At 56.4% G+C, this 16539-nt stretch carries 11 protein-coding genes and 1 riboswitch; of the genes, 8 read left to right on the top strand and 3 right to left on the bottom strand.

Annotation, left to right across the window (positions count from 1 at the left end):
- The first annotated feature begins 15 nt into the window (after positions 1-15).
- From AC1EK1_RS06205 to glyA, 6 genes are all read left to right on the top strand, one after another.
- Entirely contained in the window at positions 16-753 is a 738-nt protein-coding gene (locus AC1EK1_RS06205; protein ID WP_480307278.1) for an SDR family NAD(P)-dependent oxidoreductase, read from the top strand.
- A gap of 28 nt (positions 754-781) precedes the next feature.
- Positions 782-1687: a CDP-alcohol phosphatidyltransferase family protein gene (locus AC1EK1_RS06210; protein WP_480306173.1), complete on the top strand. Its 906-nt coding sequence runs from the start codon at positions 782-784 to the stop codon at positions 1685-1687.
- A gap of 6 nt (positions 1688-1693) precedes the next feature.
- Positions 1694-2548 (top strand): lysophospholipid acyltransferase family protein, encoded by an 855-nt coding sequence (locus AC1EK1_RS06215; RefSeq protein WP_480306172.1) that lies wholly within the window; start codon positions 1694-1696, stop codon positions 2546-2548.
- Between the two features lie 62 nt (positions 2549-2610).
- Positions 2611-4569, top strand: a complete 1959-nt coding sequence (locus tag AC1EK1_RS06220; RefSeq protein ID WP_480306171.1) for an Ig-like domain-containing protein — start codon at positions 2611-2613, stop codon at positions 4567-4569.
- Positions 4570-5059: 490 nt separating this feature from the next.
- Positions 5060-6316, top strand: a complete 1257-nt coding sequence (locus AC1EK1_RS06225; RefSeq protein WP_480306169.1) for a M16 family metallopeptidase — start codon at positions 5060-5062, stop codon at positions 6314-6316.
- Positions 6317-6593: 277 nt separating this feature from the next.
- Positions 6594-6872: riboswitch (cobalamin riboswitch) on the bottom strand.
- Positions 6873-7025: 153 nt separating this feature from the next.
- Positions 7026-8318 carry a serine hydroxymethyltransferase gene (glyA, locus tag AC1EK1_RS06230; RefSeq protein ID WP_480306168.1) on the top strand — a complete coding sequence of 431 codons (1293 nt, stop codon included), beginning with the start codon at positions 7026-7028 and terminating at the stop codon, positions 8316-8318.
- 114 nt (positions 8319-8432) lie between these two features.
- Here glyA and trxB read toward each other — a convergent pair whose 3' ends face one another.
- From trxB to AC1EK1_RS06245, 3 genes are read right to left on the bottom strand one after another with little or no spacing between them, the layout of a single operon-like run.
- Entirely contained in the window at positions 8433-9380 is a 948-nt protein-coding gene (gene trxB / locus AC1EK1_RS06235; RefSeq protein ID WP_480306167.1) for a thioredoxin-disulfide reductase, read from the bottom strand.
- 52 nt (positions 9381-9432) lie between these two features.
- Complete coding sequence (locus AC1EK1_RS06240; protein ID WP_480306166.1) at positions 9433-10068, bottom strand: LolA-like putative outer membrane lipoprotein chaperone; 636 nt, start codon at positions 10066-10068, stop codon at positions 9433-9435.
- Positions 10069-10090: 22 nt separating this feature from the next.
- Positions 10091-12607: a DNA translocase FtsK gene (locus AC1EK1_RS06245; protein WP_480306165.1), complete on the bottom strand. Its 2517-nt coding sequence runs from the start codon at positions 12605-12607 to the stop codon at positions 10091-10093.
- A 579-nt stretch (positions 12608-13186) separates the two neighbouring features.
- Between AC1EK1_RS06245 and AC1EK1_RS06250 the strand changes: the two genes are divergently transcribed.
- The gene (locus AC1EK1_RS06250; protein WP_480306164.1) at positions 13187-14212 is read left to right on the top strand and encodes an aminotransferase class I/II-fold pyridoxal phosphate-dependent enzyme; all 1026 of its coding nucleotides are present in this window, start codon (positions 13187-13189) and stop codon (positions 14210-14212) included.
- 21 nt (positions 14213-14233) lie between these two features.
- A complete protein-coding gene (locus AC1EK1_RS06255) occupies positions 14234-16528 on the top strand; it encodes a family 20 glycosylhydrolase (protein WP_480306162.1) in 2295 nt (764 codons plus the stop codon).
- Positions 16529-16539: the final 11 nt, after the last annotated feature.

Raw genomic sequence — 16539 nt, forward strand, 5'->3', positions numbered from 1 at the left:
CATGCGTGCATGAGTATGCCCAACCGAATACTGATCACCGGTGGTACCAAGGGGATAGGCCGAGCCGCCGCTGAGGCCCTTCTCGCCTCTCCGCAGACGGAGGCTGTGTGGCTGACCTATGCTACGGATGCCACGTCGGCGGAGTGTTGCCGTGCGGAGCTTCAGAGTGCGCACCCCGGCAAGGAGGTGTCTGTCTTTGCTCTGGACGTGACGGATCCCGATGCGCCCAAGCAGGTGGTGGACAGGATCGTCGCCACCGGCAAGTGCCCCACCGCTGTCCTCTACAATGCCAATATTACGTACCGAGAGGAGTTTGGTGCGTACGATCCGGCGAAGTGGGCCGCAACGTTTGCCGGAAATGTCCACTTCCCCGTCTTTTTGACCCAGATGCTAGCCCCGATGATGCCGCGGGGTGGGGTCTTTGTATTCACCGGCTCCATGATGGCGGTCCAGCCACACGGCACCTCGCTCGCCTATGGGGTGACCAAGAGTGCGGTGCATGCTCTGGTCCGAAACTTGGTCAAGCACTTGGAGCCCTATCAGCATCGGACCGTCGGTATAGCACCGGGGTTCGTCGACACCGAGTGGCAGAAAAACAAGCCGGACGAGATCCGGCAAAGTATAGAGAAAAAGGTCGCCCTGCACCGCTTTGCTACTCCGGACGAGGTGGGGGAGCTCTTTCGCCTAGCGGTGGAAAACACCTACCTCAATGGCGACATCATCACCATATCGGGTGGCTACTGCTACCAATAACCCACAACCCTGACAACAAAACCCAACCATGTCTCAAATCGAAATAGAGCTGGAAGAAAGCCCCGAATACCTCAGTTCGCTCAAGTCCTTGGAGACCGAAAACCTAGTCGATCGCATCTTTTATAGGCCGATTGGTTTTCGGATCGCCCGGTGTCTGCGGCATACGCCCATCTCCCCCAACCTCGTCACCGTCGTCAGCATCTTTGTCGGGATGGCGGGTGCTTGGTGCTTTCGCTACCCCTCTCTGTACCTGACCCTCTTGGCGATACTGCTCATGGTGAGTGCCAATATCCTGGACTGCGTGGACGGTCAGCTGGCGCGTCTCACGGGTCGCTACTCCCCTATCGGTCGCATCCTTGACGGTATGGCGGGTGACTTTTGGTTCATCACCCTGTATGTGGCACTGAGCCTGAGGATATACGAGCAGTATGGGTGCTGGGTCATCTTCCCGGTCGCGGTACTGTCGATGCTGAGCCACTTTCAGCAAGCTTTTGTGACGGACTACTACAAGACCCTGCACCTGCGCTTCATCAGTCCCGATACCGGCAAGGAATTTGCGACCTATGCCCAAGTGCTGGATCGGTACAACCGTATGCCGCGTGGGTACAAGCGGGTGTTTTTCAGGCTCTATGTCTGGTACACCTATCTCCAAGGCAGGATCACGCCGGATATGGGGCGGATGCTGAGCCTCCTCCGGTGGGACCGGCTCACGCACGAGGAGTGTGAGCGCTTCCGATCCGGTAGCCGGATCATCATGAAGTTGGTGGACCTCATGACCTTCAATGGCCGGACGATCCCGCTATTCATCATCGCACTCACCGGTCAGGTGTGGCTCTACTTTGTGTACGAGGTGGTCTTCCTGAATATCGTCCTCTACACGGCGCGAAAGCAGCACGAGATGCTTTGTCGCGAGTTCACGGCTCAGCTCCGGTAATCCGCTATGAGCAAGTACGACCCCACCAAAGTCCTCACCCTGGAGGATCTGGGAGATATCCTAGGTCCTTTCTTTAGGACCTCTCTCGGCCGAGTGGTCGGGAGGTTGCTCTTCAGGGTCTCCGGAGTGGATGGTGTCAATGCCATCTCGGGACGCCACTGGGAGCTACGGCATGCGGCCTTTGCACAAGCGGTGCTGGACGACCCGGATGTGCAGGTCGGCTACCGGATCCACGGTCGGGAAAACCTAGACTCCATGAGGGCCGAAAAGTCATTCCTGACCGTCTCCAACCACCCCTTCGGTGGCTTGGACGGACTGATACTGGTGGCGATCATTGGGCAGATACGCCCGGACTTTAAGGTCTTGGTCAATAACTTCCTGACCAATATCACCCCGCTCACCGACACTTGGATACCGATACAGCCCCGCAAAAACAAAAAGAACTACCGGCATGCCCCGGAGAAAAATATCTCCGGACTGCGCATGGTCGCCGCTCAGCTCGCCGAGGGGCATCCCATGGGCATCTTCCCTGCCGGAGGCATCGCACACTACGATTGGGCGAAAGGGGCACCGAAGGAGCAACCCTGGCAGATGAATAGCATCCGCATCCTCAAGCGAGCCGAGCAGCCGATGTATCCTGTGATGTTTGGGGGGCAAAACTCCCGCCTCTTTTACCTACTCTCTCGCCTTAGCTACAACCTCAATCTCCTCCGGATACCGGCCGAGATGCTCAACAAAAGAGGCCGTACCATCGATGTCTACATAGGGGAGCCCATCCGTCCGAGTGAGTTGGAGGCCCTGCCCACCCTGGAGGCTACACGCGACTACCTCATGAGCCGGTGCCTGGGACTAATCAAGTAAGCCACACACCGCTCTCGTCGGAATTGGCTAATTTTGCCCACAAAAGTCTACCTCAGTATCCGATGCAAAAACAAGTCAATACTCACACGCTCCCCCTAGCGACACTCCTCCTCCTGGTCGCACTGGTCTACGGCTGTGCCAACCGTGTCTCACCGGGCGGAGGACCCTACGACGACACACCCCCCAAGCTGATCAAGATGGTGCCTGCCGATGGCGCACTCAACGTCACCGCACGACGCATCACCCTCACCTTTGATGAGTACATCACCCTCAAGGAGCCCCAAAAAAGGGTCATCATCTCCCCTCCTCAGCTCCAGCGTCCACAGATCCAGGCACTCGGCAAGCAAGTGGTGGTGACTCTCGAGGACACCCTAGCCCACAATACCACCTACACCCTCGACTTCACCGACGCCATACAAGACAACAACGAGGGAAATCCGCTCGAAAACTTCTCGGTCGCCTTTTCCACCGGATCGGTCATCGACACCATGGCCTTTGGGGGGATGGTGCTCAATGCCCGCAACCATGAGCCGGTACAAAATGTGGTGGTCGGTATCCATCCGCAGGACAGTACCCGGGCTGCCTTTCGCGATACCTCCTTCATGCGCATGAGTAGGACCTCCGACAATGCCCGCTTTGTCATCCGCAACATCAAGCAAGGCACCTACGACATCTTTGCCCTAAAGGAGGCGGATGGCAACTACCGCTACGACAACCCCACTGAGGGTATCGCCTTCCTCGACAGCGCCATCACCACCCGATGCGAGCCCGCTATGCGCAACGACACCATCTGGCGCGACTCCCTGACCATAGACACCATCCGAGAGGTACACTACACCAGATACCTGCCGGACGACCTGGTCCTGCTCTTTTCGCAGCCCGCCAATGGACGCCGATTTGTCTCCAAGCGAGAGCGCCCCGAGCCCTATCGGCTCAACCTCACCTTCAACGAGCTGCCGGACACGGCCCTGGCACTCCAGCCCATCGACACCCTGCCACAGCCCGCCCCAGGCTGGTACGTCCTGGACCGGGATCCGGCCACCAAGATGGTCTCCGTATTCATCACCGACAGTGTCGCCCGGAAGCACGAGCGCTTCGCCGTCAGCTACCACACCGTGGACTCGCTCAACCGGGTTACGATGAAGGTCGACTCCATCACCCTCAAGCAACCCAAGCCCAAGCCCCAAGTCAAGGAAAAAGAGCCAAAAGCACCAAAAGCACCTACCGACAGTCTGCCCACGGCCAAAAAAGCTCCCCGCAGTCCGTTGTCTGTCACGGTGGAGCACAAAGGCACGGGAGGAGTGGTGGACAGCCTCCTATTTAGTACCACACTGCCGGTAGATACCGCCACACTGGGGGCGATCAAGCTCTACAATGCCAACGACAGTGTCCTCCGGCCGGTGCCCATCACGGACGTGCGCTTGCTGCCGGGACGTACCACTGTGGGACTGATCACCGCACCACTCCAGTACGGCACCCAGTACGAGCTGCACATAGACAGCCTCATACTGCGAGATGTCTACGGACACAGTCCGGACAAGATGGTCATCGACGGCTTTAGCATAGGCAAGCGCGACCAATTTGCCTCCCTCCAGATCACCGTCCACGATGTACAAGGGCCGGTCATTGTCGAGCTGCTCAACACCCAGGACAGCCCTGTACGGACCGCATACAGCGACAGCACCACGGTCCGATTTGAGGACCTCAAGCCCGACAAGTATGCCCTCCGTGTCATCCTCGACCGCAACGGGAATCACCGATGGGATCCGGCCGACTTTGACACCCGGACACAAGCCGAGCCGGTGTACTATGCCCCCAAGGTATTTGAGCTGATGAAAAACTGGGAGATCAAGGAGAACTTTTATCCCCTACGGGTCCCCATATCGCGACAAAAGCCACGGGAGCTGATCAAGACCAAGCCGGAGGAGAAAAAGAAGCGCGACCGCAACGCTGAGCGGGAGCGCGACCACCAATCTCAGCGAGAGCGGGAGCAGTCGGTGACTTCGCCATTCAGGTTCTAAAAAAAAATGCTTTGAGTGGGAGCCCTTTCGGCTTCCGAGGGGTGTGCTATCCCTCGGGGGCCGAAAGGGCTTTCTTTTTTGTCGGGGAGAAAAAACCGCCTCTGTCGGAGAAAAAGAGACGCAGGTCCAAGGAAAAGATAAAATCACTATGTGATTTATTGAAATCACACTGTGATCTGAACAAATCACTTAGTGATCTGAATAAATCACACAGTGATTTGGACTTTTTCGTCCGGAAGAAATAGTTTGTCTGCACAGAGGGATGACTTTGTCTCCTTGCTCTCTGGGTTTCTCCCCTTGGCTGAAGCCGGTGCGAAGCTCCGATGACCATGGGTGAGCTCTCCTGCGATTGCGCCCCTCCCCCGTGACACCGCCTCTATACAGTCGGCGGGATGCAGATGGGTATGGGGGATGTGTCGTTGAATAAATTGGTACTTTTGCGAGGACAGGAGTTGTCCGCCCTCCTCACTTTTTTTGTGACTGACTGATCTTGAATACACACACCTACTTCACTCATACACTCTCCAATGGCCTCTCCGTCGCGCTCCTGCCGGTGCGGAGCCGTGCCGTCTATTGTGGCTTTGCGGTCCGTACCGGCAGCCGAAACGACCCCTCCGACCTACCGGGTCTGGCCCACTTTGTGGAGCACATGCTCTTCAAGGGGACGACGAAGCGGCGAGCCAGGCACATTATTAGCCGGATGGAGGCGGTGGGCGGTGACCTCAATGCCTATACCTCCAAGGATGAGACCTTTTTTTACACTTCGGCACCTCGTCCGGCACTGGTACGCAGTATGGAGTTGCTGAACGACCTGGTCCGCCATGCGACTTTTCCACTCCATGAGCTGGTGAAGGAGCGCACTGTGGTGGAGGATGAGATCAACCTGTACCGAGATACGCCGTCGGACCAGATCTTTGACGACTGGGATGAGCTGCTCTTCCGTGGCACAGCACTGGAGCATCCGGTCCTCGGCAACCCGCACTCCCTCGCTCGGATGACCCCGCCGGATCTACTAGCCTACACCCGGCGGTACTTTACGCCTGACCGCCTTCTCTTTTTCTGCATGGGACAGGTGAGTGTGGAGCGTTTTTTGGAGCTGGCGGAGCGGTATCTCTCGGAGCCGTTTGCGGATCGGGAGCCGGAGCCGAGCCGGGAGGGGAAGGCGACTTTGCCGACCTCTGTCTCCCCTTTTTGCATCCAAAAGAAGACCCCCACCTACCAAGCGCACACCCTCATCGGTGGACTGTGCTACGATATCCACAATCCCCGCCTCACCGAGGCCAACCTCCTGTGCAATATGCTGGCCGGAAATGGGATGAATACTCGACTGAATATCCTGCTACGCGAGCAACGTGGCTGGGTGTACGATGTGGACGCATCTCAGTCGGCTCTCTCCGATACGGGGGTGTGGCAGATCTACTTTGGCAGCGACCCGGTGCATGCCGCTCCTGCACTGGAGGTGACTCTCGAGGAGCTGAGACGCATCCGACGTGTGCCACTCAAGCCGAGAGAGCTGCACGCATGGATCAAGATGATCAAGGGGCAGATCACCATGAGTGCGGAGCAGAGTGAGGGCCTTTTTTTGAACTTTGGACGACAGCTCCTCCACAAGGGACGCTACGAGACCATCCCTCAGATATACGACAGCCTGGAGCGAGTGACACCGGAGAGTATCCTAGAGGTCGCCGACAAGCTTTTCGCTCCCGAGAATATCCACACACTGGTCTACAGCGGGCGCAAGAGCTGAGTGGCAAGGAACCAGCGGTGTGGCAGCAGTCACTCAGCCTCTTTCCCCCAAAAAAGAAGTGATACATGATCGGGCAATAGCCCGATATGTACCACTTCAGTAATCCATGCACGGCGGCCATCGATCCTCACGACAGACAGCGCAGCCTGGTCTGCTATATCTTGCCACAAGCCCGGCAAGGAAACTCTTGTGCTTGTTGGAAAGGGAATTGTGAACCAAGAGTCCCTTTGTTGCCAAATCCTGGTGGCATCTCTCCTAACCCTCGAGAGAGATACGTATATGAATGCACGTAACGGCAGGTTTTCTGACTTCCTCCCCTCGGCAGTACCTTCCCATGGCGTGGGTGCCACAGTGGTGTTTTGGAAAAGGGAGGTGAGCTATCGGGGGTCAGCTGACGCTTTTTTGGCGTGCATATCCAGCTGTCCGGCTCGGAGTGTTTTCCCTTTTTCTGCCGAGAGTTGATGAGGTACACAGCAGCGGGGCTGTACGAGAGTCTCACTCGTTTCCCTCTTCTTTCGCCCGATCACGACGAAAGCACCGTTGGTGCAAATATAGATAATTTAATCCTAATCACCACCCATCCTCTACCCTCTCCCCCCATGCGAAAAGTGGTGTCGGCCAAAGCACTGTGGTATCAAAAAAATAGGTAACTTTCTGTGCCGATAAAAACATCGCCCAACCAATAAACCACTACATAACCATAATCAGTATGAAGAGAGACCAAAAGGTCTTTGACCTAATCCGACAAGAGCGCGAACGCCAACAAAATGGGATCGAACTGATTGCCTCCGAAAACTTTGTGAGCGATCAAGTGATGGAAGCAATGGGCAGCGTCCTGACCAACAAGTATGCCGAGGGCTATCCCGGCCACCGCTACTACGGTGGTTGCCAAATCGTCGACCAAAGCGAGCAACTGGCGATCGACCGTATCAAAGAGCTCTACGGAGCCGAGTATGCCAATGTACAGCCACACTCCGGCGCACAGGCCAATATGGCGGTGCTCCTCACGATCCTCAGTCCGGGTGATACCTTCCTGGGGATGAGCCTTGATCATGGCGGACACCTGAGCCACGGATCCCTCGTCAATAGCTCCGGTATCCTATACAACCCCGTCCCCTACTTTGTCCGCAAGGAGGATGGCCGAGTCGACTACGACCACATGGAGGCTCAGACCAAGAAGCACCGCCCCAAGCTCATCATCGGTGGGGCATCGGCCTACTCCCGCGAGTGGGACTATAGGCGGATGCGAGAGATAGCGGACAGTGTCGGAGCACTGCTGATGATCGATATGGCTCACCCGGCTGGGCTGATTGCGGCCGGGCTGCTGGATAACCCCGTCAAGTACGCCCATGTCGTGACCTCCACGACGCACAAGACCCTTCGTGGCCCGAGAGGGGGTGTGATATTGGTCGGCAAGGACTTTGAAAACCCGTGGGGCAAGACCACCAAAAAAGGCAAAGTGAGACTCTTCTCCGAGCTGTTGGACTCCGCAGTATTCCCCGGTGTGCAGGGCGGACCGCTGGAGCATGTGATAGCGGCAAAGGCAGTGGCATTTGGCGAAGCGTTGGATCCATCGTTTGCGGACTACCAAAAGCTGGTGAGAAAAAATGCCCAAACTATGGCGGATGAATTTGTGGAGCTAGGCTATGGAGTAGTCTCCAATGGTACGGACAACCACCTGATGCTGATCGACCTCCGAAAGAAATTTCCCGAAATGACCGGCAAAGTGGCAGAGAATGTACTGGTGCGCGCCGACATCACTTGCAACAAAAACATGGTGCCCTTTGACGACCGATCTGCTTTCCAGACGAGTGGCATACGTATTGGCTCGCCAGCAATATCCACCCGTGGCGTACAGCCCGACGAGGCTAGGCATATCGTGCGGCTCATCGACCGAGTGCTCACGGACTACGAGAGCGAAAGCACCATAGCCGCAGTGCGGAAAGAGGTCAACGAGCTCATGCACGATCGACCACTCAATGCTTGGCAACCGGCAGAGTAATAGATAGAGAAGCCCCATTGCTTCAAGGAAAAGGGGGTGTGCCAAAATTAACTTTGGCACACCCCCTTTTTTCGGACGAGAGGGGCACTAAGGGCTTCCCCCTTTTTCAGAGTATCAGTTTGTGTGAAGCAAGAAGCGCTCAGCCTCCAGTGCCGCTTTGCAACCCGATCCTGCCGCTGTGACCGCTTGTCGATAAGTGGGGTCGGCCACATCGCCGGCAGCGTAGACACCGGGTACTTTGGTGCGTGGGGTGCCATTCTCGGTCACGAGATAGCCCTTGTCGTCGGTGTCGAGTTGGCCGTCGAGGAACTTCGTGTTGGGGGTGTGCCCGATGGCTAGGAAGAAGCCGTCGATCTTGATGTCCACATTTTCTTCGTTGGCCTCACCCTTGTTTTTTATCAGGTGAGCACCCTCGACGCCGTTCTCGCCAAATAGTCCGGTCGTCTGGTGCTTCCATAGGACCTCTATCTTGTCGTGGTTGAGTACGCGCTCCTGCATGACCTTGGAGGCACGCAGCTCATCTCGGCGGACGATCATGTAGACCTTGGCGGCGATGCCGGCGAGGTAGAGAGCTTCCTCACATGCTGTGTCGCCGCCTCCCACCACGGCTACCACTTTTCCGCGATAAAAGAAGCCATCGCAGGTTGCGCAGGCACTGACTCCCATGCCCTGGTACTTACCCTCGTCGGGCAACCCCAGGTACTTGGCCGATGCTCCGGTGGCGATGATGACGGTCTCGGCGGTGATGGTGTACTCGCCATCGTTGATTGTGGCAACGTAGGGACGCTTGGACAGGTCGATGCCGGTCACGATGCCGGTGCGTATGTCGGTGCCAAAGCGCTCTGCTTGGGCACGGATGCCCATCATCATTTCCGGTCCGGTCATGCCTTCCGGGTTGCCGGGGAAGTTTTCCACCTCCGTGGTGGTGGTGAGTTGTCCGCCGGGTTGTAGTCCCTCGACTTGGATGGGTGAGAGGTTGGCGCGCGAAGCATAGATGGCGGCGGTGTATCCGGCGGGGCCTGCTCCGATGATGAGGACTTTTGTGGTATTGCTGTTGGCCATAGTTTTTTTGTCGTTTATGTGGTTGTTACGTAATATATTGTGCAGTGGGGTTTTATCTCAGGTCTATAACCTGTTTGCCGGGCATTTTGTTCGGGGTGTACTTGAAGTAGTTTTTGTCCCTCATTCCCTCAAAAGCACCTTTCTTCAGGTTGGTTACCCGGACGATTATCGGTTTTGGCCGTCCCTCTTCGTAGATATGGATTAGGGTGGGTGTATATTGCTTGTCGGCATGGACGACCAGCTTGTCCAGTGTCTCGTTGGGATCCTTTTTTTTGCGCACGGCGGTCAGAGAGACGCCACCATCGTTCTCCTTTTTCAGGGATAGCGCAAAGTCCTTGCGGTTGATCGTGTTGAGCCTGAGGAGGGGGTTGAGTAGGACGAGCTCTTGCTTCATGGGGACCGATAGGTTGATCTCATCGTTTTCGGCCAGGTAGACCCATAGGTTTTTGCCGTCGTACCAGGCCTTCATCTGCTCTGTGGTGTAGTGAAAAGCACTTCCCAGTCCACGGTACTCTCCTGTCACGGACTGTGTCAGGTCCGGGTCGGATATCTCAAAGGATACCTGCAATCCTTTGGAGGGATCGAGTTGTTCGATCATCTTGTCGAGTGTCGCCTGCTGTGCTGTGGTGGGCTGAGCGAAGAGGGTCAAAAGGGGGATGAGGAGGGAAAGTGTGCTTTTGGTACACATGGCAAAAAGGGTGGGGAAAAGGCTAGGGTTGGAGTATGTGTTGGAGTTGGTCGAGTGTCTGCGGGATGACTTCACCGGGCTTGGAGCCCACTGCGGGGGTCACCACGCCGGCCGCCTCCAGCTGAAGCATCAGGCGTGCGGCACGGTTGTAGCCGATGGCAAACTTTTGCTGAATAAAGGAGATCGAGGCACGTTTCTCGAGTACGAGCATCTGTGCCACTTCGTCAAAGAGGACATCTCGTTCGTTGGGATCGATGGCGGCACCACTGCCCGGTGTGGTGGGAGCTGAGTTGTCGACGACCTCCGGCAACTCATACGCTTGGCTGTAGCCGCGCTGGTCGGCTATGTACTGTACGATGGCGTTGACCTCCGGGGTGTCCACAAATCCGCACTGCACACGGGTGAGGTTGCTGCCGGACTGGAAGAGCAGGTCGCCCTTGCCGACCAGCCGATTGGCTCCGGTGACATCCAGGATGATGCGGGAGTCGATGGCCGAGGTGACTCGGAAGGCAATGCGCCCCGGGAAGTTGGCCTTGATCGCACCGGTGATGATCTTGGCAGTGGGTCGCTGAGTGGCTATGATGGCATGTATCCCTATGGCACGTGCCTTTTGGGCCAGTCGTGTGATCGGGATCTCGATCTCCTTGCCGGCTGTGATGAGGAGGTCGCCGTACTCATCTATGATCAGCACGATATAGGGTAGGTAGCGGTGTCCTTTTTCGGGATTGAGTTCACGGTTGACAAAGCGTTCGTTGTACTCCTTGATGTTGCGCACATGGGCCGAGGCGAGTAGCTCGTAGCGGTCGTCCATCTCCTGGCAGAGGGAGTTGAGCGTTGTGGCCACACGCTGGGTGTCCGTGATGATGGTCTGCTCCTCGTCCGGCAACTTTGCCATATAGTGCTTCTCGATGAGTGCGTACATCGAAAACTCCACCATCTTTGGGTCTACCATCACAAACTTTAGCTCGGATGGATGCTTCTTGTAGAGTAGGGAGGTGATGATGGCGTTGAGCCCGACCGACTTTCCCTGTCCTGTGGCACCGGCCACCAGTAGGTGTGGTACTTTGGCGAGATCAAAGACAAAGACCTCGTTGGTGATGGTGCGTCCCAGTGCGACCGGTAGCTCCGCATGCGACTCCTGGAAGCGCTTGGAGGCGATCAGGCTGCGCATACTCACGATCAGAGGATTTTTGTTGGGGACCTCCATGCCGATGGTCCCTTTGCCCGGCATAGGTGCGATGATACGTATCCCGAGTGCCGACAGGCTCATCGATATATTGTCTTCCAGCCCACGGATCTTGGATATGTGCACACCGGCCGCCGGTACCACCTCGTAGAGTGTGATTGCAGGGCCCACTGTGGCAGTGATGGAGATGATCTCGATATTGAAGCTCCGCAGAGTATTGGTGATCATCTCCTTGTTTTCTTGTATCTCGGCTTGGTCGATCTCGGCATTTTCTTGCCCGTACTTCTTGAGGAGGTCGAGGGTCGGGAAGGTGTAGCGGGGCAGATCTTTGCGGGGGTCGTAGGGGCCTTGCTCTCGGACCAAGCGTTCGGCCATGGTCTTGGGGTCTACCTCCTCTTCCTCTTCTTGTGTGCGTCGGTCCACCACCATTAGCTCCACCTCCTTGCTTCCCTCGGTCGGAGGGGTGTCGAACGTGAGAGTGGCGAGGCCCTCGGGATCGGGTATAGGGGCTACGGGCACGGTGTTTGCCGGCTCCTCGGGAATCGGCAGTTGCTCCTCTTCTTCTTCTTTCGTCTCCTCCTCATATTCGTCTGGTGCCTCATCATCCGGGATGTTGTCGGAGGCTTCGTCGGGCAGGTCGTCCGGTTCGTCCGGACGCTCGGCCATCTTTTGCTCCGCCTCCTGTCTGGCTCTATTTTGTCGCTCACGCTCCAAAGCCCAGGCACTGTAGCGTTGTTGCAGCCCGGAGAGTGACAAAAAGAGGACCACCGTGAGTGTCAGAGCCAATACCAAGAAGACACCCACTCCACCGATAGTGGCGCAGAGATAGGTCGCCATGCTGTGTCCCACGACACCACCCGGGAGGAAGAAGCAACGCTCCAGCCATCTCTCCGGTAGCATGCTCAGAGCCAAGGCCGTCCAAAAGGCCATCACTGTGGAGAAGATGATCTGCTTGGGGTAGTTGGTCCTCGTGGCGAGCAGGAGGCCGCGACTCACGATCCACATGAGGTATAGGACAAATATCAGGCCGACCCCGAGCCAGCCGTTGACCAGGTTGTGCATGAGGTTGACCCCGTGGATCCCTACATTGCCCCGCACCTCTTTGGCCAGTTGCATCGTGCCGGCACCGGTGTCATCGATCACCAAGCTCTGATTGGCAGCTCCGGTGATCAGGTACGACCCAAAGGAGACCGACAGATAGAGGGTCAGCGCGCCTAGGCATATCCCGCCCAAAAACGACCAGATGTGCCTGGGTGCCACGTTTTTGGGGATCTGCCACCGGATGGGGTTGGGTCGCTTGGACCGAGTGCGTGAGGTCTGTTGGCGACCGTTCATGCTTACTTTCTTTGCCATTATACTCTCTCTTTCTCTCTCAGGGTGCCTGCGCTAGTGGCTCCCAAGTGGAGCCACCCGACAAATTTACCCATTTCTTGTCACCTCTCTGCTTTTTGAGCGAGGTGCCTTTTTTGAGCCCTTTTCATTGGGCTGATTTGGACAAAAGGGGAGAGCGGTGTCGGGGTCTCATTTTTTCTTTCTATCCGTCTAAGCGATGGCTTCTATCCGTGAAAAGTTTCGCTTCTATCCGTGAAAACTTTTGCTTCTATCCGTGAAACTCGAGGTCTGTCATAACCATCTGATTATCAACGCTCCTCTGAGATGGCTTTTGGGGACCCCGAAATCGCCCGTTTTTTGACTTTTGGCGGAGCTGTCCAAACGAAGTATGAGGCGGAATTTGGGTTGCGGGGGTGGGGTGTGGCATCCTTTGCTCCGAAGTCCTCCTTTTTTCTGTCCGTGAAGGTGGACAATAGGGGTGTTTTTCGGGCCTGTGCCCTTTTCCAAAAGCCTCTTTGTGTGGAAAAAGGGGTAACTTTGCACCGTACTGTATACATTTTGAGATAAGAATTGAAAAAATTTCTTTGAGTCTTTTAGAATATGCCGACGCGAAACAATAGAGAAAAACGTGCTGAACTAAGGCAGCTCCACGACTTTAGGAGCCTGACCTGGAAGGGGGCTCCTCTCGATGGTCTAAAGGAGTATCTGGTGGAGAATGTGGATCTGATCAGTACCTATCCGGAGGAGGAGACTGAGGAGGTCCAGCACCTACTGAGCCGACGGCTAGAGGTGAAAAGCGATGAGCTCCTCATCACCAACGGCACCCTCAGTGCCTACTATATTGTCGCCAAAGCCTATGCCGGAGCACGCTCCCTGATCCTGTCGCCCACCACCAACGAAGTGCGTCAGGCACTGACCTGGGCCGAACACAAGGTCGTGGAGTGCCGGGATGCCAAGGATCCCGCGAAGGTGGATCTGAACGAGGTGGACATCGTATGGCTCCAAAACCCCAACTCCCCCGACGGCCGATCCTATCCTAGGAGAAAGATACTGTTGCTACTCAAGGAAAATCCGGACAAAAAGTTCGTCATCGATCTATCCATGACCAACTACCTCATAGAGCCGGGAATCAAGGCGGGAGATGTGTCGAAGTACCCCAACCTGATCGCTCTCTCCTCCTTTTCGTACAGCTACAACCTGCCGGGCCTGAGGATTGGCTACTTGGTGGCTGAGGCCGGTGAGCTAAAGCGTTTTGGAAGCTATGCGTTGCCCTACAGCGTCAGCACCTTGGCCCTCTCGGCCATCCACTTCGTCCTGATTCATCCGGCGGTCTTTACGATCCCTCTGCGCAAGTGGTTGCGTGAGTCGCAAGACCTTGCCGACCTGCTGAGCCGTGTGGAGGGAGTGGAAGCCCGCCCGAGCAGTGCCCCTTTCTTCACCGTGGATCTGCCGGATGACCGTGCCAAGGAGCTGGCCGAGTATCTCCTCGAAAAACACAGCATACTGGTGGGAGTGGCGGAAGACAATATCGACCTAGCCCCGAATCAGATACGCGTCTGTCCACAGGCCAAGTACGACACGAACGAACTACTTGTGCGAGGGGTGACAGAGTTTTATAGTTTATAGCCCATCCGCACCAGATTGCCCATGCGTCACACCCAGCTTTTCTCTCTCGCACTCGCTGTCGTGGCAGTGCTGAGTACCCATGTTGCATGCACCCACAAGGCGGTCAACGCCGGTGAATTGCCGGCACTTGTGCCGATGCCTCAGTCGGTGGTCTGGCACGACTCCACTGTGGTCGATTTGCCCAAGCCCTATATCGCCTCTTTTCCACTGGACAGCCGCCAAAATCGCCTGCTCGTCGAGGAGCTAAATCGGAGCCTCCGAAGGGCCGGGAAGGATACCCTCTCTTTTGAGGAGGAGGCACCGGTAGGTGCGATCAAGGCTGTCATTGATAACCAAAACTACAAGGGCGGAGAGTATGTGATCCAGGTGACCCCGGCCGATGGAGTCCAGATCACTGCCGGTGACCAGGATGCTCTGGGGTATGCGGTCCAGACCCTGCGTCAGCTCATTACGCCCAAGGGTATCCCCACTGTGGTGATCCATGATGAGCCGAGGTTCCGATACCGAGGACACATGCTGGACGAGAGTAGACACTTCATGGGCATGGCGTATGTCAAGGAGCTGCTCGATGAGATGCAGTACTACAAGCTCAATAGGTTTCACTGGCACTTGGTGGATGCCGGGGGCTGGCGCCTGGAGATCAAGCAGTATCCCGAGCTGACCGAGCGCACTGCCTACAGGACCATGAGCGACTGGAACAAGTGGTGGATCCAAAAGGATCGTCGCTACACTACGGCTGAGGACTCCACCGCCTACGGGGGGTACTATACACAGGATGAGATCCGAGAGATCGTCCGGTATGCTGAGGACCGAGGGATCACAGTCATCCCCGAGATAGAGATGCCCGGACACAGCGAGGAGGTACTCTATGCCTACCCGTCGCTTAGCTGCAGTGGCAGAGCCTTGTCCGATGAGAGTGACTTTTGTGTCGGCAACCCCCACTCCTTTGAGTTTTTGGAGAACGTATTGGATGAGGTGATGGAGCTTTTCCCCAGCCCCTACCTGCACATAGGCGGAGACGAGGCGGGCAAGACGGCTTGGAAGCGTTGCCCCAAGTGCCAAGCCCTGATGCAGGACGAAGGGATGACCTCCGTAGATGAGCTCCAGAGCTACATGATCCACCGTATCGAGAAGTACGTGAACGACCATGGACGCAGCATCATCGGATGGGATGAGATACTCGAGGGTGGACTGGCTCCCAACGCCACTGTGATGTCGTGGCGTGGCGAGGAGGGAGGCAGACAAGCAGCGGAGTCCGGTCACGACGTGATCATGTCGCCCAACTCCCACTTTTACCTTGACTACTATCAAGAAAACCCCATTACGGCCTCCCGAAAAGCCATAGGAGGCTATCTGCCACTACAGCGTTGCTACAGCTACGATCCTGTGCCGGAGGGTTCTTCCGATCTACTCCACAGGCATGTGATCGGTGTGCAGGCCAACCTATGGACGGAGTACATCGACAGCCGAGACTATGCGGAGTACATGACTTTCCCGCGGTTGCTGGCTTTGGCTGAGGTCGGCTGGACACTCCCGGAAAACAAGGACTGGGACTCCTTCGTCCGGCGTACCACAGCGCATATTCACAGACTGCACGAGCAGGGTATAGAGGCATACGATCTATCCAACAATATCACCATCGATATGGACATTGACTACGACAATCGTGAGATCACCGTAGGACTGACCCCCGAGTACGATGGTACCGAGATCCACTATACGATCGACGGCACGATCCCCACGATGGAGAGTCCGCTCTATCGTCCCGAACGGCGCATCGTGGTGTCGGACAGTGCTCTATTGGTAGCTGCGGGTTTTGTGGATGGGGAGCGTATAGGTGCGCCGGTGGAGCAGCGCTTCGACTACCACTTGGGCATCGGGCATACCGTCGAGTGGGACAAGCCCTTGCGTGGTGGCTATCCCGCCGGTGGGGAGCAGACAGCCCTCCTGGATGGGATCCGAGGATCCTTTACCTACATGGACCGCAAGTGGCTGGGCAATATAGGATCACTCAGTACCATCGGCACCATAGATCTAGGACAAGAGACGGAGCTACACCACCTTCTCACCCGTTGTCTCCACGACCTCGACCCCTGGGTGCATATGCCACAGTATGTCGAGCTATCCCTATCCAAGGATGGCAAAAACTACCAAGTGGTCGATCGCGTCTACTCCAAGACCGACCCCAACGACAACCGCACCCGCATGGAGACCTTTCACTTTTACCCCAATACGTCCGCACGATACATTCGTATCGAGTACCGAATGACCGGGACGCAACAATTCCTTTTTACCGACGAACTAGTAATCTGGTAGACGAAAAAAAG

This window comes from Porphyromonas sp. C0026D3 (genome assembly GCF_056590775.1).

Bases quoted from the DNA above. Each gene is read 5' to 3' on its own strand.
- AC1EK1_RS06255 (WP_480306162.1), top strand. From the start codon at position 14,234: ATGCGTCACACCCAGCTTTTCTCTCTCGCACTCGCTGTCGTGGCAGTG.
- AC1EK1_RS06250 (WP_480306164.1), top strand. From the start codon at position 13,187: ATGCCGACGCGAAACAATAGAGAAAAACGTGCTGAACTAAGGCAGCTC.
- AC1EK1_RS06240 (WP_480306166.1), bottom strand. From the start codon at position 10,068: ATGTGTACCAAAAGCACACTTTCCCTCCTCATCCCCCTTTTGACCCTC.
- AC1EK1_RS06245 (WP_480306165.1), bottom strand. From the start codon at position 12,607: ATGGCAAAGAAAGTAAGCATGAACGGTCGCCAACAGACCTCACGCACT.
- AC1EK1_RS06205 (WP_480307278.1), top strand. From the start codon at position 16: ATGCCCAACCGAATACTGATCACCGGTGGTACCAAGGGGATAGGCCGA.
- AC1EK1_RS06215 (WP_480306172.1), top strand. From the start codon at position 1,694: ATGAGCAAGTACGACCCCACCAAAGTCCTCACCCTGGAGGATCTGGGA.
- glyA (WP_480306168.1), top strand. From the start codon at position 7,026: ATGAAGAGAGACCAAAAGGTCTTTGACCTAATCCGACAAGAGCGCGAA.
- AC1EK1_RS06220 (WP_480306171.1), top strand. From the start codon at position 2,611: ATGCAAAAACAAGTCAATACTCACACGCTCCCCCTAGCGACACTCCTC.
- AC1EK1_RS06210 (WP_480306173.1), top strand. From the start codon at position 782: ATGTCTCAAATCGAAATAGAGCTGGAAGAAAGCCCCGAATACCTCAGT.
- trxB (WP_480306167.1), bottom strand. From the start codon at position 9,380: ATGGCCAACAGCAATACCACAAAAGTCCTCATCATCGGAGCAGGCCCC.